At 55.1% G+C, this 24,963-nt stretch carries 23 protein-coding genes and 1 tRNA gene; 17 read left to right on the forward strand and 7 right to left on the reverse strand.

Annotation, left to right across the window (positions count from 1 at the left end):
* The first annotated feature begins 172 nt into the window (after positions 1-172).
* Positions 173-976 (forward strand): 2,5-didehydrogluconate reductase DkgB, encoded by an 804-nt coding sequence (gene dkgB, locus INF86_RS07060; protein WP_048966286.1) that lies wholly within the window; start codon positions 173-175, stop codon positions 974-976.
* Between the two features lie 30 nt (positions 977-1,006).
* Here dkgB and yafC read toward each other — a convergent pair whose 3' ends face one another.
* Positions 1,007-1,912 (reverse strand): DNA-binding transcriptional regulator YafC, encoded by a 906-nt coding sequence (gene yafC, locus INF86_RS07065; protein WP_022647124.1) that lies wholly within the window; start codon positions 1,910-1,912, stop codon positions 1,007-1,009.
* A 104-nt stretch (positions 1,913-2,016) separates the two neighbouring features.
* Here yafC and INF86_RS07070 point away from each other — a divergent pair, with 104 nt between their 5' ends.
* From INF86_RS07070 to INF86_RS07080, 3 genes are all read left to right on the forward strand, one after another.
* Positions 2,017-3,192 (forward strand): MFS transporter, encoded by a 1,176-nt coding sequence (locus tag INF86_RS07070; protein ID WP_048966287.1) that lies wholly within the window; start codon positions 2,017-2,019, stop codon positions 3,190-3,192.
* A gap of 137 nt (positions 3,193-3,329) precedes the next feature.
* On the forward strand, positions 3,330-4,130 hold the full coding sequence (locus tag INF86_RS07075) for an endonuclease/exonuclease/phosphatase family protein (protein ID WP_032621812.1): 801 nt from the start codon (positions 3,330-3,332) through the stop codon (positions 4,128-4,130).
* A gap of 77 nt (positions 4,131-4,207) precedes the next feature.
* The gene (locus INF86_RS07080) at positions 4,208-4,981 is read left to right on the forward strand and encodes a class I SAM-dependent methyltransferase (RefSeq protein ID WP_022647127.1); all 774 of its coding nucleotides are present in this window, start codon (positions 4,208-4,210) and stop codon (positions 4,979-4,981) included.
* Positions 4,982-5,033: 52 nt separating this feature from the next.
* Here the strand turns inward: INF86_RS07080 and mltD are convergent, their stop codons facing one another.
* Together mltD and gloB are read right to left on the reverse strand one after the other, a co-directional pair.
* The gene (gene mltD, locus INF86_RS07085; RefSeq protein WP_022647128.1) at positions 5,034-6,398 is read right to left on the reverse strand and encodes a murein transglycosylase D; all 1,365 of its coding nucleotides are present in this window, start codon (positions 6,396-6,398) and stop codon (positions 5,034-5,036) included.
* 68 nt (positions 6,399-6,466) lie between these two features.
* Positions 6,467-7,225, reverse strand: a complete 759-nt coding sequence (gloB, locus tag INF86_RS07090) for a hydroxyacylglutathione hydrolase (RefSeq protein WP_022647129.1) — start codon at positions 7,223-7,225, stop codon at positions 6,467-6,469.
* A 32-nt stretch (positions 7,226-7,257) separates the two neighbouring features.
* Between gloB and INF86_RS07095 the strand changes: the two genes are divergently transcribed.
* Positions 7,258-7,974 (forward strand): class I SAM-dependent methyltransferase, encoded by a 717-nt coding sequence (locus INF86_RS07095; RefSeq protein ID WP_063163969.1) that lies wholly within the window; start codon positions 7,258-7,260, stop codon positions 7,972-7,974.
* Here INF86_RS07095 and rnhA read toward each other — a convergent pair whose 3' ends face one another.
* Positions 7,975-8,553, reverse strand: coding sequence for a ribonuclease HI (rnhA, locus tag INF86_RS07100; RefSeq protein ID WP_160840538.1), 579 nt, complete (start codon positions 8,551-8,553; stop codon positions 7,975-7,977). It abuts the gene before it with no gap.
* Here rnhA and dnaQ point away from each other — a divergent pair.
* From dnaQ to INF86_RS07145, 9 genes are all read left to right on the forward strand, one after another.
* Positions 8,507-9,238, forward strand: coding sequence for a DNA polymerase III subunit epsilon (dnaQ, locus tag INF86_RS07105; protein WP_072201000.1), 732 nt, complete (start codon positions 8,507-8,509; stop codon positions 9,236-9,238). The genes rnhA and dnaQ overlap by 47 nt on opposite strands.
* 132 nt (positions 9,239-9,370) lie before the next feature.
* A tRNA-Asp gene (locus INF86_RS07110) sits at positions 9,371-9,447 on the forward strand.
* 388 nt (positions 9,448-9,835) lie between these two features.
* Positions 9,836-10,555 carry a FadR/GntR family transcriptional regulator gene (locus tag INF86_RS07115; protein ID WP_022647132.1) on the forward strand — a complete coding sequence of 240 codons (720 nt, stop codon included), beginning with the start codon at positions 9,836-9,838 and terminating at the stop codon, positions 10,553-10,555.
* The gene (locus INF86_RS07120; RefSeq protein ID WP_193543377.1) at positions 10,552-11,565 is read left to right on the forward strand and encodes an ABC transporter ATP-binding protein; all 1,014 of its coding nucleotides are present in this window, start codon (positions 10,552-10,554) and stop codon (positions 11,563-11,565) included. The genes INF86_RS07115 and INF86_RS07120 overlap by 4 nt, the downstream gene beginning before the upstream one ends.
* The gene (locus tag INF86_RS07125; protein ID WP_193543378.1) at positions 11,562-12,644 is read left to right on the forward strand and encodes an ABC transporter ATP-binding protein; all 1,083 of its coding nucleotides are present in this window, start codon (positions 11,562-11,564) and stop codon (positions 12,642-12,644) included. Before INF86_RS07120 ends, INF86_RS07125 begins: the two co-directional genes overlap by 4 nt.
* Positions 12,645-12,646: 2 nt before the next feature.
* On the forward strand, positions 12,647-14,161 hold the full coding sequence (locus INF86_RS07130) for an ABC transporter substrate-binding protein (protein ID WP_180257083.1): 1,515 nt from the start codon (positions 12,647-12,649) through the stop codon (positions 14,159-14,161).
* Between the two features lie 18 nt (positions 14,162-14,179).
* Positions 14,180-15,121, forward strand: coding sequence for an ABC transporter permease (locus INF86_RS07135; protein ID WP_022647136.1), 942 nt, complete (start codon positions 14,180-14,182; stop codon positions 15,119-15,121).
* A 2-nt stretch (positions 15,122-15,123) separates the two neighbouring features.
* Positions 15,124-15,999: an ABC transporter permease gene (locus tag INF86_RS07140; protein WP_022647137.1), complete on the forward strand. Its 876-nt coding sequence runs from the start codon at positions 15,124-15,126 to the stop codon at positions 15,997-15,999.
* Between the two features lie 9 nt (positions 16,000-16,008).
* Positions 16,009-17,610, forward strand: a complete 1,602-nt coding sequence (locus INF86_RS07145; protein WP_193543386.1) for a gamma-glutamyltransferase family protein — start codon at positions 16,009-16,011, stop codon at positions 17,608-17,610.
* A gap of 41 nt (positions 17,611-17,651) precedes the next feature.
* On the opposite strand, the gene INF86_RS07150 is transcribed toward INF86_RS07145, so the two are convergent.
* Complete coding sequence (locus INF86_RS07150) at positions 17,652-18,422, reverse strand: amidohydrolase (protein ID WP_023305484.1); 771 nt, start codon at positions 18,420-18,422, stop codon at positions 17,652-17,654.
* A 107-nt stretch (positions 18,423-18,529) separates the two neighbouring features.
* Positions 18,530-20,974 (reverse strand): acyl-CoA dehydrogenase FadE, encoded by a 2,445-nt coding sequence (gene fadE / locus INF86_RS07155; RefSeq protein ID WP_023299388.1) that lies wholly within the window; start codon positions 20,972-20,974, stop codon positions 18,530-18,532.
* Between the two features lie 239 nt (positions 20,975-21,213).
* Between fadE and lpcA the strand changes: the two genes are divergently transcribed.
* Together lpcA and INF86_RS07165 are read left to right on the forward strand one after the other, a co-directional pair.
* Positions 21,214-21,792, forward strand: coding sequence for a D-sedoheptulose 7-phosphate isomerase (gene lpcA, locus INF86_RS07160; RefSeq protein WP_003863232.1), 579 nt, complete (start codon positions 21,214-21,216; stop codon positions 21,790-21,792).
* Between the two features lie 48 nt (positions 21,793-21,840).
* Positions 21,841-22,608, forward strand: coding sequence for a class II glutamine amidotransferase (locus INF86_RS07165; RefSeq protein ID WP_017383120.1), 768 nt, complete (start codon positions 21,841-21,843; stop codon positions 22,606-22,608).
* On the opposite strand, the gene dpaA is transcribed toward INF86_RS07165, so the two are convergent.
* Entirely contained in the window at positions 22,579-23,319 is a 741-nt protein-coding gene (gene dpaA, locus INF86_RS07170) for a peptidoglycan meso-diaminopimelic acid protein amidase (RefSeq protein ID WP_006810008.1), read from the reverse strand. The genes INF86_RS07165 and dpaA overlap by 30 nt on opposite strands.
* A 300-nt stretch (positions 23,320-23,619) precedes the next feature.
* Between dpaA and INF86_RS07175 the strand changes: the two genes are divergently transcribed.
* Entirely contained in the window at positions 23,620-24,963 is a 1,344-nt protein-coding gene (locus INF86_RS07175) for a Na(+)-translocating NADH-quinone reductase subunit A (RefSeq protein ID WP_193543379.1), read from the forward strand.

Genomic DNA, 24,963 nt, shown 5'->3' on the forward strand with positions numbered 1-24,963 from the left:
TCCGTTCCGCCACTTATTAAAAGCCCTGAGCTAACGCTCAGGGCTTTTTTCTTTTCTGTCGTTTAACTATTGCGAAATTAGCAAAAATCCTCTGCGTTTTACGATCTTTTTCGACATAACAACCACAGCGATAATCCTCCTCAGTTTACGAACATAACGATTGAGGAATGATATGACTATCCCTGCACTGGGTCTGGGCACTTTTCGCCTGAAGGACGACGTTGTTATCGCATCTGTTAAAACCGCACTCGAGTTGGGCTATCGCGCTATTGATACGGCGCAGATTTATGACAACGAAGCTGCCGTAGGTCAGGCTATCGAGGAGAGCGGCGTACCGCGCCATGAGCTTTTCATCACCACCAAAATCTGGATTGAGAACCTCAGCAAAGACAAGCTGATCCTGAGCCTGAAGGAAAGTCTGAAAAAGCTGCGTACTGACTATGTTGATCTGACGCTGATCCACTGGCCATCACCTGGCGATGCCGTCTCCGTAGAAGAGTTCATGCAGGCGCTGCTGGAAGCAAAAGAGCAGGGCTTGACGCGTGAAATTGGTATCTCGAATTTCACTATCCCATTGATGGAAAAAGCCATTGCCGCAGTGGGTAAAGAGAATATTGCTACTAACCAGATTGAACTCTCTCCTTACCTGCAAAACCGCAAAGTTGTGGACTGGGCGAAACAGCATGGCATTCACATCACCTCGTACATGACGCTGGCATATGGTAAGGCCCTGAAAGATGAAGTGATTGCACGCATCGCTGAAAAACACAATGCAACAGCTGCACAGGTGATCCTGGCATGGGCGATAGGTGAAGGATATGCCGTGATCCCGTCTTCAACCAAACGTGAAAACCTGGCAAGTAACCTGTTAGCGTGGGATCTCCAGCTCGATGATGAAGACAAAAAAGCGATCGCTGCACTGGAATGCAACGATCGTCTGGTCAGCCCCGAAGGGTTAGCACCTAACTGGGATTAATAACAACCCTCCCTCTGTGCCTTTAAACCCTCATACAGCTCCTCCGGGAGCTGTTTTTATATGCTCACTAAGGAAGTCGATAAATGCGCGTATGCGCGTACTTACCGCTCTGTCACTGTAATACACCGCGCTAAAAGGCATCTCTACAGGTAAGCGTTTGTCAGCCATTAGCTCAACTAGCTGGCCCGCGGCTATTTCCTTATCAATCATATAGTCTGATAAACAGGCGATCCCGTTTCCTTCAAGACATAGCTGTTTCAGCGTTTCCCCGCTATTAGACGAAAGTCCGCAGGTGATCTCATGAAGTTGTCCGTCATGACAGGCCACGGGCCAGGTGTTCAGCGAGACAGGTTCCGTAAAGCCCAGGCACAGGTGCTGCTTCAGCTCCTCAACGGTCTCAGGTTTGCCATGCTCTGCAATATATTGCGGCGACGCGATAATTTTGCGGTAGCTGGTGAACAGAGGGCGAGCGCGTAAACTTGAATCCGTCAGGGTTCCCGCGCGGATCGCCACGTCAACTTTACGCTCAATCAGGTTAATAAACGTCTCAGAAGAGACCAGAGACAGGGTCATCTCCGGGTAGCGTTCGCGGAAGGGTTTAATCAACGGCATCAGGAAATGCAGCACGACCGGCGTCGCCGCATCTATGCGCAGCAGCCCACGCGGCGTGCTGCGAGATTCCATGATTTCCGTTTCTGCTGCCGCCATCTCCTGCAAAACGGACTGCACGCGTCGAAAATAACGTTCACCTTCTTCCGTCAGGCTGAGCTGCCGCGTTGTTCTGTTGAGCAGACTCACCCCGAGCTTCATCTCCAGCTTTTTCACCGAGCGGCTGATGGCGGAGTTCGCCTGTCCGAGCTGTTCGGCAGCACGGCTGAAGCTGCCGCTTTCAACAACGGCAACGAAGACAGTCAGTTCTTCCGATGTGGCTTTCATTATTGCATCACCTGCAAAATTCTATTGAGATTCTAACCATTTTTGTTATTTAAACACTGGCGCATACTGCCTGTCATCTTAATCCTGAAGAGACGGAGTATTTTATGCCACTGGCGCTTCTTGCCCTGACGATCAGTGCCTTCGCAATTGGCACGACCGAATTTGTTATTGTAGGACTTGTTCCTACCATTGCTGAACAACTCGCTATCTCGCTGCCTTCTGCCGGGCTGCTGGTATCTATTTACGCGTTAGGCGTCGCTGTTGGGGCGCCTGTGCTGACCGCACTGACTGGACGCTTTCCACGTAAACAACTGTTAGTTGCCCTGATGGTGCTCTTCACCGCCGGCAATATTCTGGCGTGGCAGTCACCGGATTACTCCACGCTGGTCATTGCCCGCCTGCTGACAGGCCTCGCGCACGGTGTCTTCTTCTCCATCGGTTCCACGATTGCAACCAGCCTGGTGCCAAAAGAGAAAGCGGCGTCAGCCATTGCGATTATGTTTGGTGGCTTAACCGTCGCGCTGGTCACCGGCGTGCCGTTAGGAACGTTTATCGGACAACATTTTGGCTGGCGTGAAACCTTCCTCGCCGTATCGCTGTTGGGCGTGATTGCTCTGGTAGCCAGCCTGCTGCTGGTGCCCTCCAGTATTCCGGGACGCGCGAGCGCCAGCCTGAGCGATCAGGTTAAAGTTCTGACACACCCGCGCCTGCTGCTGATCTATGCCGTTACGGCCCTGGGTTATGGAGGTGTGTTCACTGCGTTCACCTTCCTTGCACCGATGATGCAGGAACTGGCTGGTTTTTCTCCGGGCGCGGTGAGCTGGATTTTACTGGGCTACGGTATCTCCGTCGCAATCGGCAATATCTGGGGCGGCAAGCTTGCGGATAAGCATGGTGCGGTACCGGCGCTGAAATTCATCTTCGCCGCCCTGGTTGCCCTGCTGATGATTTTCCAGTTCACCGCATCGATGCAATACGCCGCGCTGGTAACGGTGTTGGTTATGGGGATATTCGCTTTTGGTAATGTGCCGGGATTGCAGGTATATGTTGTGCAGAAAGCCGAACGTTATACGCCTAATGCGGTGGATGTCGCATCTGGGCTGAATATCGCCGCATTTAATATCGGTATCGCACTCGGTTCGGTTATCGGTGGGCTGGTGGTTGAACATGTTGGATTAACCCAAACGCCATGGATTGGTGCGGTAATTGTGCTTATCGCTTTCCTCCTTATTGGTCTCAGTGGACGGCTTGATAAACCCGCTCGCGTCGCACTTGGATAAGTATCAGTAAGTGCTTGCTTACAAAACTGGAAAGCGGTTTCTCAGTAATTGCGTTGAAAGTGTGACCTAAAATCCCTATAACATTAGAACCAGTCCGTTTTCCGGGCTGGTTCATGTTACAGAGGCCGTTTCCAAAAGTGCGAAAAAATACCTATGCCATGCGTTATGTTGCCGGAATGCCTGCGGAGAGGATCTTACCTCCGGGGTCGTTTGCGAGCCTTAGCCAGGCATTACCAGCGGGCACTCCATTAAGCAGTGACGAAAAAATTCGCGTACTGGTGTGGAACATCTTTAAGCAACAGCGTGCGGAGTGGTTATCCGTACTTCAAAATTTTGGTAAAGATGCGCATCTGGTTCTGTTACAGGAGGCGCAAACCACGCCTGAACTGGTCAGGTTTGCAACGACGAACTATCTTGCAGCCGATCAGGTGCCTGCCTTTGTTCTGCCACAGCATCCTTCCGGGGTGATGACCCTTTCAGCCGCACATCCGGTCTATTGCTGCCCGCTGCGTGAACGTGAACCGATCCTGCGTCTGGCAAAATCAGCGCTGGTCACGGTCTATCCGTTGCCCGACACCCGTCTGCTGATGGTGGTAAACATTCATGCGGTGAACTTCAGCCTGGGTGTTGATGTGTACAGTAAGCAGTTACTTCCCATCGGCGATCAGATTGCTCATCACAGTGGGCCGATCATTATGGCCGGGGACTTCAATGCCTGGAGCCGTCCGCGTATGAACGCGTTGTACCGCTTCGCGCGTGAAATGTCGCTGCGTGAAGTTCGTTTTAACGATGACCAGCGCAAGAAAGCGTTTGGTCGTCCTCTCGATTTTGTCTTCTATCGGGGTTTAAGCGTGCACGACGCCTCCGTTCTGGTGACGCGCGCCTCCGATCATAATCCTCTACTAGTCGAATTCAGTCCCGGCAAACCTGATAAATAATGGTGCGTCAGGTCTGCCGTGGGGCAGGCCTGTGCGGGTGCTGCCCTTTATTTTTTAACCCATAAAAGGACAGCAACATGACAACAACACACTCCCATCATGACAACGTCGAAAAACAGTTTGGTTCTCAGGCAAGTGCCTACCTGAGCAGTGCCGTACATGCCTCTGGCCGCGATCTGGTACGTCTCGGCGAACGGCTCGCCGCGTTTCCTGACGCGCACGTGCTGGACTTAGGCTGCGGAGCGGGGCACGCCAGTTTTACCGCCGCACAGCAGGTTGCTCAGGTGACGGCGTATGACTTATCGAGCCAGATGCTGGATGTGGTTGCTGAAGCGGCGAAAGCGAAAGGGCTGAATAACGTCACGACGCGACAGGGCTACGCTGAATCTTTACCCTTTGAGGATGCATCCTTTGAGGCTGTGATTAGCCGTTACTCTGCACACCACTGGCATGATGTGGGGCAGGCATTACGGGAAGTGAAACGCGTGCTCAAACCGGGCGGAATATTCATCATCATGGACGTGATGTCTCCCGGGCATCCGGTACGGAATATCTGGCTCCAGACGGTTGAAGCGCTGCGTGATACCTCGCACGTGCAAAACTACTCCAGTGGAGAGTGGCTTACGTTTATCACCGAAGCTGGCTTGATTTCACGCTCATTGATAACCGACCGTTTGCCGCTGGAGTTCACGTCATGGATTGCACGGATGCGCACACCGGAGGCATTAACTCAGGCGATCCGATTGTATCAGGAGAGTGCCTCTGCTGACGTCAAGGCGTACTTTGAATTGCATGACGATGGTTCGTTTACCAGCGACACCATTATGGCTGAAGCGCAAAAAGCGGGATAAACAAAAAAGGCACCGAGGGGAATCGGTGCCTTTTTAATAAGCGATCGTACTATCAGGAATCTGGCGTAGCGCTGTTTTTCACAAACAACGTCAGCTGGTCGCCAGGTTGCAGGTTGTCAGTATCGTTGTTCCAGCGCATCACATCTTTGATGTTTACGCCGTGACGCTTAGCAATACTGGACAGCGAGTCGCCTTTACGTACGCGATAGGTAATGCTATCGCTGTTTTTAGCGAGACGCTGTGCGCTGCTACCTGCACCTACGGTCAGCGTTTGACCCACTTTCAGACCGGATCCGCGCAGATTATTCCACTGCTGGAGATCTTTCGTATTCACGCCAAGACGTGATGCAATACCTGAAAGCGTATCACCTGAACGCACCTTATAGCTGCGGCTGCTTACAGGCGACGTATCAGCAATCAGCGTAGACTGAACGGCTGCAATTTCACCCGAAGCTAAAGACTCACGTAACTGCTCCGCGTGTTTCTGCGGAACCATCACATAGCGCGGGCCGCTTGCACCCAGCGTGGAGCCTTTAACACCTGCATTAAAGGTTTTAAGCTTACTTACCGACATACCCGTCATATCGGCAACCTGTTGAATATCAACAGGGCTGCTGAGGCGGACACGCGCCAGTGCACGACTTTCGTCTGGTGTTGGCAGTTGTACACCGTAACGTTTGCTGTTCTTGAGAATGTCACTCAATGCCAGCATTTTCGGTACGTAAATCTTTGTTTCCTGTGGCAGTGAGAGCGACCAGAAGTCTGTGGATTTTCCACGCGCTTTATTCGCTTTCATTGCCTTCAGTACACGACCTTCACCACTGTTATACGCCGCGACAGTCAATAACCAGTCGCCGTCAAACATCTTGTTCAGACGTTGCATCATGTCGAGAGCGGCTGTCGTTGAAGCGACAACATCACGACGCGCATCGTAGTTGCGGGTCTGCTTTAAACCATAATTTCGCCCTGTGCTCGGAATGATCTGCCAGATGCCTGCTGCATTGGCGCCAGACGTCGCGTGCGGGTCAAAAGCGCTCTCCACTATGGGTAGTAGTACCAGTTCCATAGGCATGTTACGTTTCTTAACTTGCCCTGCTATCCAGTACATATACGGCTCTGCCCGTAATGTTACATCGTGGAGATAGCTCTTATTTCTCAAATACTTCTGTTTCTGTTCGCGAATCCGGCTGTTTTCCGGAATTCCCATCTTTAGCTCGTCGCCAATAGAGGCCCACAAGTCTTGTTCCTGCGCGAAGGATGTCCCATCGTCCAACCATCGCGCCTGACTCGTAAACTTCCCTGCTTCCCCTTGACCAGCCGCAGAAAGGCTCTGTGCGTGCTGTTGTACGTTGCTGCCGTTTTGTGACTGGCAACCTACAAGCAGGACAGAGGCGAGTAATATCGCTTTTGCCTTCATGTGTGTGTCAATAGTTGCTTAAAAGACGAGCGATGATAACGGCGAAATTTTGAAAAGGCAACCCGCAATTATCTGAAGTTATCTTTCTTTGACCTTAACCATGCAAATCGCGCTTCAGGTTGTAACAAATTTGTTTCTTGATTAATTTTATTAATTAAATCAACGTCATTCGTTCTTAAAAATAAATTTATTTGTCGCTCATTTTTCAGAATTACGGGGAGTGTTTTTTGGTTTTTTGCACGTAACTCCTTCACTTTCTGGTAATAATCCTGAATCGCCCGATCCTCTGGTAGTACGCTTGCAGCAAACTTCATATTCCCTAATGTATACTCATGTGCGCAACAAATTACGGTGTCGGCTGGCAGCGCATTAATTTTTTGTAAAGATTGATACATCTGTTCTGGCGTGCCTTCAAACAGCCTTCCACAGCCGCCGGAAAACAGCGTGTCGCCACAAAAAAGATAAGGTTTGCTGTAGAAACAGAGATGACCGGAAGTGTGACCTGGCGTAGCAAATACGGAAAACTCGCACCCGAGGATGAGGATACTTTCGCCTTCTTCGACAACTTGCGTCGTACCCTTATCCTGTGTCTCTGCTGGTCCGTAGACGGGAATATGGGGATAGCGCGCAAGGAGATCGGGAACACCACCGACATGATCGTGATGGTGATGGGTAAGGAGGATCGCTTCAGGCTGCCAGTCGTTTTCTTCTATCGCGTGCAGGATCGGTACGGATTCGCCGGGATCAACAATGATGCATCTGCGATCGTCATCGACTAAAACCCAGATGTAATTGTCCTGAAAGGCGGAAATACTGATAAGATTCATGCATTACCTCTTATAGCGTGGCGGGTGTTTTGATGAAACCGGCAAGGATACCTCAGACTGTCGCACCACCGGAACGTTGGGCAGAGTTGCCCTGGGGTGAATATTATCGCGAGGCCTTAGAACTTCAGCTTAAACCCTGGCTCGCGAAAATGTATGGTTTTCACCTGCTTAAGATTGGCAATCTGAGCGCAGAAATCAATACCGAAAGCTGCGCTATCTCGCATCAGGTTAGCGTATCGCTTAATGGCTCCCCGGTTCAGGTGAAGGCTGATCCGCTGCATTTGCCTTTTGCGGAAAAATCCATTGATGCCTGTCTGCTCGCCCATGCGCTGCCCTGGTGTAGCGATCCCCATCGTCTGCTGCGGGAAGCCGACCGCGTGTTGATTGACGACGGCTGGCTGATCCTGAGCGGTTTTAATCCGCTGAGTCTGATGGGGCTGCGCAAGCTAACGCCCGTGCTGCGCCGCACGCCGCCGTATAACAGCCGGATGTTTACTATGATGCGCCAGCTGGACTGGCTTTCACTGCTGAATTTTGAAGTGCTGAGCTACGGCGGTTTTCAGGTCATTCCCTGGACGCGAAAGGGCGGTGCTTTACTCAGCACCCATTTACCCGCGCTGGGCTGCATGCAGTATATTGTCGCGCGTAAGAGGACGATCCCCCTTACGCTCAACCCGATGAAGCAAAGCAAATCAAAAACGCGGATCCGCCAGACCGTGGGTGCCACGCGGCAGTACAAAAAGCCGTGATCAGGATTCAGGTTGATAACCTGCATCCTCATGGGTTGGGTTTGATGCCGCCGCGCGAGCCAGCTCGTCACAGCGTTCGTTTTCAGGGTGACCGGCGTGCCCCTTTACCCACTCCCATTTGATTTCGTGCTGACCGAGGGCGGCATCAAGACGCTTCCAGAGATCGACATTCTTGACGGGTTTTTTCTCTGCCGTTTTCCAGCCGCGCTTTTTCCAGTTGTGGATCCATTGGGTAATGCCCTGGCGAACATACTGGCTGTCGGTACTCAGCACCACGTCACAATGTTCTTTTAAGGCTTCCAGCGCCACGATGGCCGCCATCAACTCCATGCGGTTGTTGGTGGTCAGGAAATAGCCTTCACTAAATGTTTTTTCATGCTGGCGATAGCGCATAATGGCGCCATAGCCGCCGGGCCCTGGGTTACCGAGACAAGATCCATCGGTGAAAATTTCTACCTGTTTACGCATCTCTGGTAGACTTCCTGTATTTGAAACGTTCAGTAAAACGATAAGTCTGACATAAATGACCGCTATGAGCACTGCAATTACTCGCCAGATTGTTCTTGATACCGAAACCACCGGTATGAACCAGATTGGCGCCCACTACGAAGGGCACAAAATCATTGAGATTGGTGCCGTTGAAGTGGTGAACCGTCGTCTTACGGGCAACAACTTCCACGTTTACCTCAAACCCGATCGGCTGGTGGATCCGGAAGCGTTCGGCGTTCACGGGATTGCCGATGAGTTTTTGCTGGATAAGCCCACCTTCGCCGATGTCGCGGATGAATTTCTCGACTACATCAGAGGTGCGGAACTTGTCATTCATAACGCGTCGTTCGATATCGGCTTTATGGACTATGAGTTCAGCAAGCTCAACCGCGATATTCCAAAGACAAATACGTTCTGTAAAGTCACGGATAGCCTGGCGCTGGCAAGGAAGATGTTCCCCGGCAAGCGTAACAGCCTTGATGCCCTGTGCTCTCGCTATGAGATAGACAACACCAAGCGTACCCTGCACGGCGCATTGCTCGATGCCCAGATACTGGCCGATGTATACCTGACCATGACCGGCGGGCAAACGTCGATAAAATTCAGTATGGAAAATGAATCCCAGCAGACGCGGGATGAAGGCGGCATTCAGCGTGTCGTGCGCCAGGCTAATCGCCTGCGGGTTGTTTTAGCCAGTGATGAAGAGCTAATGAACCACGAATCTCGCCTCGATTTAGTGCAGAAGAAGGGCGGAAGCTGTCTGTGGCGTGGATGAAAAAAGGCGGAAACGTTTGTTAAATCGCCGTTTGGGTGATTTTTGCAGCAAACGATTCAAAACCTGAGAAAAAGCGTTGACGAGTTCAGAGGCAAACCGTAATATTCGCCTCGTTCCCCAAACGGGAACAGTGGAGCGGTAGTTCAGTCGGTTAGAATACCTGCCTGTCACGCAGGGGGTCGCGGGTTCGAGTCCCGTCCGTTCCGCCACTTATTCAGAAAGCCTGAATCAGAAATGATTCAGGCTTTCGTCGTTTTATACCCCCTAAAAACTCACCTATTCTCATTCTATTTTCATTAACAAAAATTTAATAAACAAAGTGCAATTTATTAACAAATGCACATTATTGGTGCGAAATTCGCACTGTTATTGTGCATTATGTCTCCATCTCACCTTCTGCCCTCATGTTGATGTATAATAATTATGTAAAAATAATTCATAAGAAATCATTCAGTTACCTGTCATTCTTCAGAAAACTCATGAACCAATACGTTATTGGTTCGCTTATTGCTTAATCATTAGCACGATAAGTAGTTTGTCATATCAATAACTTATCGTTAATAAAAATAAAGTCATGATGAAAGCGAGCGAACCAATATGGAAAAACCTTCACGGGTTTTAGCAAATTCCAGCACCGCGCTTGACCAGTTGCGCGGGCTTATCAACCAGCACGAGTCAACACCAGGCACTCCGCTGCCCACTGAACGTGAGCTATCGGAAACACTCGGCGTAGGACGACGCGAAGTGCGTCGCGCGCTGGACGTGCTGGAAGAAGAAGGGCGGATCTGGCGCAAGCAGGGCAAAGGTACCTTCATTGGTCCGGCTGCCCCTGTTGAGCCGTTGGCGCTTCAGGGATTGGTTCAGCAAACCAACCTGCTGGAAGTCATGGAAGCTCGACTACAGCTCGAACCCGGCTTAGCCCGACTTGCGGCACTGCGTGCCACCAGGGAAAACCTCGCGCTCATGCAGCGCATGCTGGAACGCATTGACAAGGTCAGCCCGGATGACCGCGATCTTAACGAACTGTGGGATAGCGCCTTTCATCGCGCCATTGCGGAAGCAGCCGGCAACCGCCTGATGCTAGGGCTTTTCGATGCGATAGATGCCGTCCGCCGGGAGCCCGGCTGGCAGTATTTACGCGAGCTTGCCCGCACCCCCGAACGTGTCGACAACTATAACGACCACCATCACAAAATCATGTCAGCGATTATTCATCGCCAGCCTAATGAAGCTGCGGCCGCCATGCGCGAACACCTGCTCAGCCTGCAAACCGCCCTGATTCAGGCTATCCACCTTGAGGACGATTCCACGCTATGACGACGATACCCTTTAAGGATTCCACTCCCGTACTGCGGCTGCAAAACCTCAACGTTAAATTCGCGGGCTCGCCGGTGAGTGTGCTCGAAGATATCTCGCTGGCGGTAAGGGCGGGCGAAACGCTGGCGCTGGTGGGCGAGTCCGGCTGCGGTAAAAGCATCACTTCCCTGGCGCTGATGGGGTTATTGCCTGCCAGCGCCAGGGTCGTCAGTGGGGAGATGCACTTCCGCCGCCACGATCTGCGCAAGCTCTCGCCGCGCGAGTATGCCAATCTGCGCGGCAGCGAGCTGGCGATGATATTCCAGGAGCCCATGACCTCGCTCAACCCGGCTTTCACGCTTGGCGATCAGCTCAGTGAAGCGGTGATGCGCCATCAAACGCTCTCCCGGGCTGAGGCGATGACGGTTGCGCTACAGATCCTGGAGAAGGTGCAGATCCCGGCCGCAGAGATGCGCCTTAAGGCTTACCCGCATCAGCTTTCCGGCGGTATGCGCCAGCGCGTGATGATTGCGATGGCGCTGATAAACCATCCCAAATTACTGATCGCTGACGAACCCACTACCGCTCTGGACGTGACCATTCAGGCGCAAATTCTCGCTCTGCTCAATACCTTAAAAGAAGAAACGGGCACGGCGGTGCTGATGATCACCCACGATTTAGGCGTGGTGGCCGAAGTGGCACAGCAGGTGGCGGTGATGTATGCCGGCCAGGTAGTAGAGCAGGGAAGCGTCGAGGCGATATTTGCCGACCCGCAGCACCCGTACACAATTGGCCTGATGGGCTCGATCCCCTCCCTTGGCGTACGCAAGGGCCAGCTTTCCACCATTCCCGGATCGGTCCCGCTGCCGGAATCCATGCCTCAAGGCTGCCGCTTTGCCACCCGATGTCCCTTCGCGCAGACGCGCTGTCATGCTGAAAAACCACCGCTCACTACGCTCGGTACGGGCCATCAGGTTGCCTGCTTCCGCGTGCCGCTCGAACACCACATTGCCCTGGGAGAGACCGCATGACTATGCCCATTCTTGAAGCCTGCGATCTGAGCAAGCTTTTCCCCGGCCCGAAAAAACTGTTTACGCCGGCCCGCTTTGTCACGGCTGTTGACCGCGTCTCACTGTCGGTGCTGCCAGGCGAAACGCTGGCTATTGTCGGCGAATCAGGTTCCGGGAAATCCACCCTCGGCCGTCTGCTGCTGCGCCTGCTGGGCGCCAGCGAAGGGCGCGTATTTTATCAGGGTGAGGAGATCACCCACGCCTCAGGCGCACGTCTGAACCAGCTCCGGCGTGAGCTACAGATCATCTTTCAGGATCCCTTCGCCTCGCTGAACCCGCGCATGACGGTAGAACAGATTGTCGGTGAGCCGCTGTGGCTGCACCAGAACATGAAAAAAGCGGATCGCCAGTACCACGTCGCCGAGCTGCTCAGGACGGTCGGCTTGCCCGCGGCCTGGGCCGGACGTTATCCGCACGAATTTTCCGGCGGGCAGCGTCAGCGTATCGGCATTGCGCGCGCGCTGGCGTCAGGCCCAAAGCTGCTGCTGGGCGATGAACCGGTTTCCGCACTGGATGTTTCCGTCCAGGCACAGGTGGTCAATTTACTGGAAAGCCTGAAGCACCAGTTGGGGCTAACGATGGTGATCGTCGCCCACGGTCTGGCGGTTATCCGTCATATGAGCGACCGCGTGGCGGTGATGTATCTTGGGCAAATCGTCGAGCTGGCCACCGTCGACGATATCTTCGACGCGCCGCTGCATCCTTATACCCAGGCATTAATTACCTCTGCGCCGCAAATGCAGCCAGGCGTAGCGCGGGATGCGCCGCTGTTGCAGGGTGATTTACCGAACCCGGCTAATCCGCCCTCCGGCTGCCGTTTCCACACCCGTTGCCCCTATGTTAGCGATGAATGTCGTCAGGTTGAGCCGATTCATCAGGTAATCGACGGCGGACGTCAGGTCGCCTGCCACCGCTGGCAGGAGATTAATCGCGATCGCAGCGTTATACAGATCGCACCGCCATCCGCCGCATTTTTGCGCCGCCGCGCGCTGTTTGAACACGCGGCTACTCACTCCTCCCTTCCTTCAAGGAACTCATGATAATGACAATGCGTAATTCTCTTTTGACCGTACTGGGAAGTGTTATGTTGCTTGGTGCGGCGCTGCCCGCCCATTCTGAAAGCGTGCTGCGAATCGGCCTGGGTGCAGATCCGGACATGCTGGACCCGCATCTGGCGCGTACCTATTATGGCCGCTTCGTCTTTGCTTCCCTGTGTGACCGGCTGGTGGACGTGGACGAGCACCTCAAGGTGGTGCCGGGACTGGCGAAATCCTGGGCGTGGAGCGATGACGGCAAAACGCTGACCCTGGATCTCCGTGAAGGCGTGGCCTTCCACGACGGTGAAAAATTCGATGCCGCCGCCGCGAAATACAACCTCGACCGGGCCCTGACGCTAAAAGGCTCTCTGCGTAAAAGTGAACTCTCTTCCGTTGAGTCGGTGGAGGTCACCGGCCCGATGCAGATAGCCCTGCACCTGAAAACGCCGGATGCCGCACTTCTGATGCAGCTCACCGATCGCGCAGGCGCAATGATGGCGCCGGAAGCCGCGAAAAAAGCCGATTTTGCCGCCCATCCGGTCTGTTCCGGCCCGTATAAATTCGACAGCCGCGTGTCGCAGGACCGCATTGTGCTGACCCGCTTCGACAACTACTGGAACAAAGACGCCTACCACTTCGATAAAATTATCTATCTGCCGATCCCGGATGCCTCCGTGCGCCTGGCGAACCTGCGCGCGGGCGATCTCGACCTGACCGAAGGCATTGCCGCCAGCGACGTCAAAACCGTCGAAGCCGACAGCAAGCTGGCGCTGGCGAAGGTGACGGGCCTCGGATACCAGGGCATCACCTTCAATATTAACAATGGCAAAGTCCCGGCGAACGATCCCTTCAAAGATGCCCGCGTGCGTGAAGCATTTTCCCAGGCCATCGATCGCGATGCTTTAAACCAGGTAGTGTTCGAAGGGCTTTACACTCCGGCAAACCAGGCGTTTTCGCCGGTAAGCCCGTATCACGTCAATCTTCCGGTTCCCACGCGTGACGTCGACAAAGCCAAAGCGCTGCTGAAAGCCGCAGGCGTCACCGCGCCGCTGACCGTCAATCTGCTGGTGCCGAACAACCCAACCTCGCAGCAGGTGGGCCAGGTATTGCAGGCGATGGTGGCAGAGGCGGGCTTTAACCTGAACCTGCAAATGACCGAGTTCGCCACGCTGCTGGATCGCCAGCAGAGCGGTGACTACCAGTTGAGCTTCTCCGGCTGGTCGGGTCGCCCGGATCCAGATGGCAGCATCTACGGCTTTATCAACAGCAAAGGCACCCTCAACGACGGCCGCTACAGCAATGCTCAGGTGGATGAATGGCTGACGCAGGCGCGCCAGAGCACCGATCAGGCCGCTCGCCAGCCGCTGTATGACAAGGTTGTGAAGCAGCTTCAGACCGATATGCCGATTGCATACCTTTACTTCGAACCGCGCATTTTTGGCCTGAACAAGCGCGTGCAGGGCTTTAAAGCGTACCCGGACGGCATTGTGCGTCTGGCTGGCTTAACGCTGGCGAAATAAACCTCCTGAGGAGAACCCATGCTGGAACTGATTTGCAAACGTCTGCTGCTGGCTATACCCACTCTGCTGCTGGTGAGCATGATGGTGTTCGGCCTGCAAAAGCTGCTGCCTGGCGATCCGCTGATTGCCATGGCCGGGGAGGAGCGCGATCCGGCGGTGATCGCCCAGCTGCGTGCTGAGCTGAATCTGGACGCGCCGATCCCCGTGCAGTATTTCAACTGGCTGACGCGGGCGCTGCAAGGCGATCTGGGTGTCTCCTTACGCACTCATGAGCCGGTCACGCAACTGATTGCCAGCAAGCTGCCGGTCACGCTGGAACTGTCGCTGCTGGCGATGATTATCGCGCTGGTGTTTGGTATCAGCATGGGGATCCTCGCGGCGGTGAACAAAAACAGCTGGGTCGATCACGGGGCGAACTTTGTGGCGATCTCGGGGATCTCAATACCGCACTTCTGGCTGGGGATCCTGCTGATTCTGGTCTTTTCAGTAAACCTGCAATGGTTGCCTGCGTCCGGTTATGTGCCGTTCAGTGAAGATCCGATCCAGAACCTGCGGACATTGCTGCTGCCCGCGTCCGTGCTCGGAACCGGCCTGGCGGCGACGCTGATGCGCCATACCCGCGCGTCGATGATTGCGGTGCTGAAAGCGGATTACATCCGCACCGCGCGCGCTAAGGGGCTGCTGCCGAAAGCGGTGATCCTGAAGCACGCCTTTCGCAATGCGCTGGTGCCGGTGATCACCCTCACCACGTTGCTGTTCGGCGAGCTGCTGGGCGGGGCGGTGCTGACCGAGCAGGTGTTCACCATTCCGGGCTTCGGCAAAATGATCGTCGACTCGGTGTTCAACCGCGACTACGCGGTGGTGCAGGGCGTAGTGCTGATCGTGGCGATCGGTTTCCTGATGCTCAACCTGCTGGCTGACGTGCTCTACGTCCTTATCAACCCGAAAATGCGAGGTTAATCATGGCGGAACTGACGACGCAAACCGTGGCGCCCGCGCTGCCGCGCGCGCAAAACCGGGTGCTGAAAAAATTCCTCGCCAATAAAAGTGCGGTGATTGGCGCGATTGTGGTGGGCTTTTTTGTGCTGGTGGCGCTGCTGGCGCCGTGGATCGCGCCATTTGACCCGGTCAAAGCTAACTTCCTCGCGGTGCGCAAAGCGCCATCGGCGATGTACTGGTTCGGCACCGACGAGCTGGGGCGCGATATCTTGTCCCGCATTATCTGGGGGGCGAGAACCTCGCTGATGGCGGGCTGTATGTCGGTGGCGATCGCGGTTGTCATCGGCGTGCCGCTGGGGCTGGTGGCGGGTTATTTCCAGAAGATGTGGGACGGGGTGATCTCCCGCTTTATTGAGGCACTGCTGGCCTGTCCATTCCTGATCATGGCGATCGCGCTGGGGGCATTCTTAGGCCCAAGCCTGACGAATGCCATGATCGCTATTGGACTCTCGGCAATGCCGATCTTCGCCCGCCTGACGCGCGGCCAGGTGATCGCCATTCGCAACGAAGAGTACATCGACGGCGCGCGGGCGATTGGCCTGCCGGACCGCTGGATCATCATTAAATACGTTCTGCCCAACGTGATGTCACCTATCCTGGTGCAGGCCACGCTGGCCATTGCCTCGGCGATTATCGCCGAAGCCAGCCTTTCGTTTTTAGGGTTAGGCCAACAGCCGCCGAACCCATCCTGGGGCTCCATGCTCAACACCGCAAAAGGGTTTCTCGAACAGGCGCCGTGGATGTCGGTTTTCCCCGGCGTGGCGATTTTCCTTGCCGTTCAGGGCTTTAATTTACTCGGCGACGGGCTGCGCGATGCGCTCGATCCGCGCCACGACTAAGGAGTCATGATGACCAAAGCGCTCGATTTTACAACCGGTTACGATTCACGACGCCCGCCGATGATGGGCCATAACGCCGTTGCCACCTCGCAGCCGCTGGCGGCACAGGCGGGAATGAAGATGCTACAGCTGGGCGGAAATGCCGTTGATGCGGCGATTGCAACCGCCATGGCGCTGACCGTTGTCGAGCCGACCGGCAACGGCATCGGCAGCGATGCTTTTGCCATTGTCTGGGACGGTGAAAAACTTCACGGTCTGAATGCGTCCGGTCGTTCGCCAGCCAGCTGGCATGCGGATCTGTTTGTCGGAAAAACCGCCGTACCGGAAATCGGCTGGGACGCGGTGACCGTGCCGGGTGCGGTGTCGGGCTGGGTGGCGCTGGCTGAACGTTTTGGCACGCTGCCGCTGACCACGCTCGCGCAGCCAGCCATTGATTACGCGCGTAACGGTTTCCCGGTCTCGCCGCTGATCGGCCATCTCTGGCAGCGCGGCTACAACAAGCTGAAAGATCAGCCCGGGTTTAGTGCCTGCTTTGCGCCGGAAGGCCGCGCGCCGCGCGTGGGGGAGATCTTCCGTAACCCGGCGCAGGCGAACTCACTGGAGCTGATCGCCAAAACCAACGGCGACGCGTTTTACCGTGGCGAACTGGCGCAGAAAATTGCCGCCTTCGCCAAAGCACATGGTGCACACCTGACCGAAGCAGACCTGGCGAATCACCGTGTGGACTGGGTGGAACTGCTATCGCGCGACTTCGCGGGCGGTTCGGTGCAGGAATTGCCGCCAAACGGTCAGGGGATCGCCACCCTGATTGCGCTCGGCATTCTGGAGCAGTGCGGCATCGAGAAACATCACCCGGATTCCGTGCAGGGGCTGCACCTGTCTATAGAGGCAATGAAACTGGCGCTGGCGGATCTCGATCGCTACGTTGCGGATGAAGAGCATATGGAGTTTGCCGCCAAAGCGCTGCTGAGCGATCATTATCTGAAGTCGCGCGCCGCGCTTATCAATCACGATAAAGCCTCTGATTTTGTGTACGGATCGCCGACGCAGAGTGGGACGGTTTACCTCAGCGCAGCGGATTCCAGCGGGATGATGATCTCCTTTATTCAGTCCAATTTTATGGGCTTCGGTTCAGGGATCGTGGTGCCGGAGACGGGGATCAGCCTGCAAAACCGCGGCTGCGGCTTTGTGCTCGATCCCAAACACCCGAACGCGCTGGCAGGCAGCAAGCGTCCTTTCCACACCATCATTCCGGGCTTTGCGATGGACGGTAACGGCAAACCGCTGATGTCCTTCGGCGTGATGGGCGGCCCGATGCAGGCGCAGGGGCACATGCAGATGGCGCTTCGCATTATGCTGCACGGGCAAAACCCGCAAGCGGCGATTGACGCCCCGCGCTGGCGCGTGGTGCAGGGCAGGGAAGTGGTTGTTGAATCGACCTTCGATCGCAATACCATCGCGGCGCTGCGCGAGCGCGGACACCAGATAGTGGTGGAAGATCCGCTCCAGGATTACAATTTTGGCGGCGCGCAGGTGATTTACCGTATGCCGGAAGGGCACTACGTGGCTGCGACGGAGAGCCGCAAAGACGGGCAGGCGTTGGTGAGTTGATTTGTAGGCCGGGTAAGGCGCAGCCGCCACCCGGCTTTTTCTTATCCAATGCTAAATGGATCTGCATCCTGCCAGGCCGGAAACTTCTCCCGATACTCCTTTAACGCCGTTAACGAGATCTCAGCGTCAATTCGTGTCGCCTGATGCGGCTCGGCGGTGGCAATAATCTCACCCTGCGGACTGATCACCCGGCTGTCACCGCGATAGTGATGCCCGTTACCGTCCGTTCCTACACGGTTACAGCCAACGACATAAGCCTGATTTTCAATCGCGCGCGCGGTCAGTAAAGCCTGCCAGTGCAGGGAGCGTGGGGCGGGCCAGTTGGCGACGTACAACGCCAGGTCATAATCGTTGCGGTTGCGCGACCACACCGGGAAGCGCAGGTCATAGCAGACCAGCGGCAGAATACGCCAGCCGCGCCATTCAAATACCACGCGTTCGTTTCCGGCTTCATAATGTTGATGTTCATCCGCCATGCGGAACAGGTGGCGCTTATCGTAGAAATGGACGTTTCCTTCCGGCTCGACCAGCAGGAAGCGATTGACCGGTCCGCGCCCGGTCTGGAGCGCGACGCTGCCGGCAATCAGCGCGTTTGTTTCCTGCGCCCTGGCGTGCATCCAGGCCACCACCTCGTCCTGCGGCATGGACTGTTTTGCTGCCTCCATCGCGAAACCTGTGGTGAACATCTCCGGCAGGACAATCACATCGCGTCCGGTAATCTCTTCCAGCTGGCGATCAAAATGGCGAAGGTTGGCGGGGCCGTCCATCCACACTAAAGGTTGCTGCAAAACAGAAATCTTTAAACCAGGCACGATACAGGCTCCTTAATAAACACTTTTTGACACTGTAGCACGTCATTACCAGAAAATGTGGCAATAAAAAACCCCGCGCGGGGCGGGGTTTGTGAGAGCAAAATACCTTATGCCGCTTCAGGTTTGCGGTGCTTCTCTGGCAGCTTTACCGGCTGAGTCGCCAGCTCTTCTGGTTCGAAATCATCCACGTTAATACTGCGCAGACGGCTCTCTTCGGCTTTCACCAGAATCGCAGCTTCGCTGTTGTCGATGATGCCACCCGCCAGCGCCTGTTTTGCCAGCTCATCCAGTCGTGTAAACGGCAGGTTTTTGCCCAGCTGTTTGCAGATCTTCTGGTGAATCGGGTCGGCGGCCATCACGTCAAGCAGCGCTTCTTCCAGCAAACCTACCGGGTTATGCGGGGTAGGTTCCAGGTATTGACCACGGCCAATACGGGAACGGGTTGCGCTTGGTACCTGGAGGATCTTCGCCACTTTATGATCCAGCTTGTCAGACGGTGCCAGATGGTGACGACCGGTCGGGAAGATCACCGCGCGCAGGGCGCCCGCCACGAAGCGGTTCGGGAAGTTTGCCAGCAGGTCGTCAATCGCCTGTTCCGCCTGATACATCGCATCCTGCACGCCCCAGTGCACCAGCGGCAGATCCGCTTCCTGACGGCCTTCATCGTCGTAGCGTTTCAGCACCGCAGAGGCCAGGAAGATCTGGCTCAGCACATCACCCAGACGGGCGGAGATGCGTTCGCGACGCTTCAGGCTTCCGCCCAGAACGGCCATGGAGACGTCAGACAGCAGCGCCAGGTTAGCGCTCAGACGGTTCAGGTGTTGGTAGTAACGTTTGGTTGCATCGCGGGTCGGCGTCGCGCTGGTCAGCCCCCGCGTCAGGCCGAGCCAGAAGCTGCGAACTTCATTGCTGCCAACGTGACCGATATGTTTGAACAGCAGCTTGTCGAAGGCATCCACGTCGTTATTCTGCGCGGCGGCCATCTCTTCCAGCACGTACGGATGGCAACGAATCGCACCCTGGCCGAAGATCATCATGCTGCGGGTCAGGATGTTTGCCCCTTCCACGGTGATGGCAATCGGTGCGCCCTGATAGCCGCGCGCCAGGAAGTTGCCTTCGCCAAGCATAATGCCTTTACCGCCTGCGATATCCATTGCATCAATAATTGACTGCTGTGCGCGGTGGGTACAGTGGTACTTCACAATCGCCGACAGCACGGCGGGTTTCTCGCCCAGCATAATACCGTAGGTAATCAGCGAGGCTGCGGCGTCCATCACGTAGGCATTGCCCGCAATGCGCGCCAGCGGCTCTTCGATACCTTCCATCTTGCCGATGGAGATTTTGAACTGACGGCGGATATGCGCGTAAGCCCCAATCCCCATCGCCACCGATTTCAGACCGCCGGTAGAGTTCGATGGCAGTGTAATGCCGCGGCCCACCGACAGACATTCCACCAGCATACGCCAGCCCTGACCGGCCATTTTCGGTCCACCGATGATGTAGTCAATCGGCACAAAGATATCCTGACCGCGAGTCGGGCCGTTCTGGAACGGTACGTTCAGCGGGAAATGACGACGACCAATTTCAACCCCCGGGGTCGAGGTTGGGATCAGCGCACAGGTAATGCCCAGATCTTCTTCACCGCCCAGCAGTTTTTCCGGGTCAGAAAGTTTGAACGCCAGACCGAGTACGGTGGCGATAGGCGCCAGGGTGATATAACGTTTGTTCCAGGTCAGGCGCATGCCCAGCACCTGTTCGCCCTGCCATTCGCCCATGCAGACCACGCCAGTATCCGGGATCGCACCGGCATCAGAACCGGCTTCCGGGCTGGTCAGCGCGAAGCACGGAATTTCCTGACCACGCGCCAGACGCGGCAGATAGTGATCTTTCTGCTCTTCCGTACCGTAATGCTGTAACAGCTCGCCCGGGCCTAAGGAGTTTGGCACGCCAACGGTGATCGCCAGGATCCCGGAAACACCCGCCAGTTTTTGCAGGACGCGAGCCTGAGCGTAAGCGGAGAATTCCAGACCGCCGTACTCTTTCTTAATGATCATCGCGAAGAAGCGATGCTCTTTCAGATATGCCCACAGCTCAGGCGGCAGGTCGGCCATTTCGTGAGTGATGGCAAAATCGTTCGCCATGCGGCAGGCTTCTTCCACCGGGCCGTCAATAAAGGCTTGTTCTTCGGCGGTCAGACGCGGCTGCGGGTAGTTGTGCAGCTTTTTCCAGTCCGGGTTGCCCTGGAACAGATCGCCTTCCCACCAGGTCGTGCCCGCATCAATCGCCTCTTTCTCCGTGCGCGACATCGGCGGCATCACTTTACGGAATCCCTTGAACACCGGCGCGGAGATCATCGACTTACGCATCGGCGTCAGGTTAAACGGCAGCAAAATGATTGCCAGGGGAACAAGTACCCAGATATTCCACAGGCCAGCGACGCCAAGTGCAGCCGTCCAGGCCAGAAGAATCAGGCTACTCAGGAATAAACTGACACGGTGATAGAACAACACCCCGAGCAGCACAACGGTTGCGAAAATGCTCAAAATCATCATAAAGAAAAGCTCCCTTGCTTGTAGGAGGTCTGACCACTTGTGATGATATGGTTGTAGTTGATGTCATTTCCTTTAGCAATGTGTTTACAAAATAATTACAACCTGGTTCACATTGTTCGCGTTTTAGCCGGCACAAAAAATCAAAACGCCGGACGATTCGCATGGCTTTAGCTTCTCGCTTTTACTGCTATCCGGTACACTCCACTGTGTTATTTCATCAATACTGAAGGATTATCCTCATGTACCAGGATCTTATTCGTAACGAACTGAACGAAGCGGCGGAAACGCTGGCGAATTTTCTGAAAGATGATGCCAATATTCACGCTATTCAGCGCGCGGCGGTCCTGCTTGCCGACAGTTTCAAAGCCGGCGGTAAAGTGCTCTCCTGCGGTAACGGCGGTTCCCACTGTGACGCCATGCACTTCGCCGAAGAGCTGACCGGACGCTATCGCGAAAACCGTCCGGGCTACCCGGCGATTGCGATTTCCGACGTGAGCCACATCTCCTGTGTAGGCAACGACTTCGGTTACGACCATATCTTTTCCCGCTACGTTGAAGCCGTAGGCCGTGAAGGCGACGTGCTGCTGGGGATCTCCACATCCGGTAACTCCGCTAACGTGATCAAAGCGATCGCCGCCGCGCGTGAGAAGGGCATGAAAGTGATCACCCTGACCGGGAAAGATGGCGGTAAGATGGACGGTACAGCGGACATTGAAATCCGTGTACCACACTTCGGTTATGCGGATCGCGTTCAGGAAATTCACATCAAAGTGATCCACATCCTGATCCAACTGATCGAAAAAGAGATGGTTAAGTAAGACTTCGCTGGGGGGCGCCGGTGCCCCCCGCTGTTGTGGAGGTGTTCTATGTGCGAACTGCTCGGGATGAGCGCCAATGTGCCAACCGATATCTGCTTTAGTTTCACCGGGCTGGTTCAGCGCGGTGGAGGAACCGGGCCGCATAAAGACGGCTGGGGCATTACCTTCTACGAAGGCAAAGGATGTCGCACGTTTAAAGATCCACAACCCAGCTTTAACTCACCCATTGCCAGACTGGTGCAGGACTATCCTATTAAATCCTGTTCGGTGATCGCCCATATCCGCCAGGCCAATCGCGGCGAAGTGGCGCTGGAAAATACCCATCCGTTTACCCGTGAACTGTGGGGACGTAACTGGACCTATGCGCACAACGGGCAGCTCTCGGGCTATAAATCACTGGAAACCGGCAATTTTCGTCCTGTCGGTGAAACGGACAGCGAAAAAGCATTTTGCTGGCTGCTGCACAAGCTGACCGAGCGCTACCCCCGTACGCCCGGCAACATGACCGCAGTATTTAAGTACATAGCGTCACTGGCGTCTGAGTTACGCGAGAAGGGCGTGTTTAATATGCTGCTGTCTGACGGACGCTACGTGATGGCATTCTGCTCGACGAATCTGTTCTGGATCACCCGACGTGCGCCGTTTGGCGTCGCCACGCTGCTCGATCAGGATGTGGAAATTGATTTTCAGAAGGAGACCACACCGAACGATGTGGTCACTGTCATTGCAACGCAGCCGCTGACGGGCAATGAAACCTGGCAAAAGATCATGCCAGGCGAGTGGGCGCTATTTTGTCTCGGGGACCGCGTAATTTGACGCCAGCTGAGGCTGAACCACTTCATGGCTGAGCGGTTTACTCACCACGTAACGGCCATTGACGATGGACACCACCGGCGGCTTATGGGTCTGCTCGAAGTAGTCATAACCCGGTTTTAGCTGTTTCCAGAAATCTGTGTAAACAGAGTACTTATGGCGCGCCATGTTGGCATCCGTCATACGGAACGGATAGATGCTGACCTGAACATTCGGCTGGCCGAAGACCAGGGCGCCCGTGACAAACTGGAAGATTTCATCAATGCCGGAATCCGTCATCGCATAACAGCCGACAGACACGCAGGCGCCGTGGATCATCAGGTATTTCCCTTCGTAACCGTGCGCACGGTCGAAGGCATTGGGGAAACCGATGTTAATCGCTTTATAGAAGCGGCTGTCCGGTTTTAGCTGGTTACGCTGAACGTTGTAAAACCCTTCCGGACTTTTGAAGTCACCCTGGCGCTGTTTCGGCCCCAGTCCGCCAGAATAGTTACAGATTTTGTAGCTATCGAGCAGTTGATACGTCTCGCCCATTTTGACAAACAGATCGAGTGTGCGCTCTTCCTTGAAGATTTGAATATAAACAGGGGATCCCATCAACTGCTGTTTATACTCTTTGCTGACCGGCGTCGTTGAACTATTACTGCCAAGCAGCCCGGCAAACGACATACACGGTATCAGAAGCATCGCAATGAACAATGCGATTTTACGCATACTACTGGTTCCTTGATAAAACAATGACCAACTTGCCAGAACGGCAAAAGACACCCGAAATCAGACTAATCTGGACAGGAGCGCTCACATTAGCACCGATGGAGATTTTCGCAAGAGCCAACCTTTGCGTTTACAAATTAGTTTTACTTTATAACCCATTCATATTGTCCTGACTCCAGGAACTTTGCGCAATAGCTCGCATTTCGGCGCGCCAGACGGCGGATTTACTGCCCTTGGCAGGGCCGAAAATGGTACACTCCGGCCTCTCTGGATTGTTGTTCATGGATACCTGCTAACCACATGTTTAGAATCAGAAAAGGACTCGATCTGCCAATCTCTGGCGTGCCTGAACAGCACGTAACGACCGGCGCCAGTATTCATCATGTCGCTATTGTGGGTGATGATTACGTGGGCATGCGCCCCGCGATGCTGGTACAGGAAGGCGATCGTGTAATAAAAGGCCAGGCACTCTTCGAGGATAAAAAAAATCCTGGCGTTAAGTTTACAGCCCCAGCCAGCGGCACCGTTGTCGCCATCCATCGTGGTGAGCGTCGCGTTCTGCAATCGGTAGTTATTCAAATTGAAGGCGATGAGAAACGCGAGTTTGCGCGTTTTGACGCCGCCGATCTCGCTACCCTCAGCCACGACGCGGTGCAGACGCAACTGCTGGAGTCAGGACTGTGGACGGCGCTTCGCACGCGTCCCTATAGCAAAACGCCCCTACCTGGCACTGTGCCAGCCGCTATCTTCGTTACGGCCATCGACACCAACCCGCTCAGCGCGGATCCGCAGCCTCTTATCCTGGCGGAACGCAAAGCTTTCGATGCCGGCCTCACCGTGTTAACGCGCCTGACGCCGGGCAAAGTGCATGTCTGCCAGGCCAGCGGCGGTAAGCTGGGCGGGCATCCGCAAGGGCAGGTCGCCTTTAATGAATTTGCCGGCCCGCATCCGGCCGGGCTGGTGGGAACGCATATTCATTTCCTGGAGCCGGTAAGCCTGACGAAACAGGTCTGGCATCTTAATTATCAGGACGTGATCGCTATCGGTAAGCTCTTCACCACGGGTGAGCTGTGCGCAGAACGCATTATTGCCATCGGCGGCCCTCAGGCAACCCAACCGCGTCTGGTTCGCACGCTGCTTGGGGCAGACCTGACGGCGCTGTTGGCTGGCGAAACGAAAGAAGGTGAAAACCGCATTATTTCCGGTTCGGTGCTGAGCGGCAGACACGCGACAGGCCCGATGGCCTGGCTGGGTCGTTTCCATCTTCAGGTGAGCGTAGTGCTTGAAGGGCGCGAGAAAGAGCTGTTCGGCTGGGTGCTGCCTGGCGCAGAAAAATACTCGGTAACCCGTACCACGCTCGGCCACTTTTTGCGTCGTAAGCTGTTTAACTTCTCCACCAGCACCAACGGCGGTGAGCGCGCCATGGTCCCGATTGGCAACTACGAACGCGTGATGCCGCTGGATATTCTGCCCACTGTGCTGCTGCGCGATCTGCTGGCCGGCGATACCGACGGTGCCCAGGCGCTGGGCTGTCTGGAGCTGGACGAGGAAGATCTGGCGCTGTGTACCTATGTGTGTCCAGGTAAATACGAATATGGACCCGTATTGCGCGAGGTGTTAACCCGCATTGAGCAGGAAGGATAA

The sequence above is a fragment of the Enterobacter cloacae complex sp. I1M genome, assembly GCF_014982425.1.
Classification (GTDB): domain Bacteria; phylum Pseudomonadota; class Gammaproteobacteria; order Enterobacterales; family Enterobacteriaceae; genus Enterobacter; species Enterobacter intestinihominis.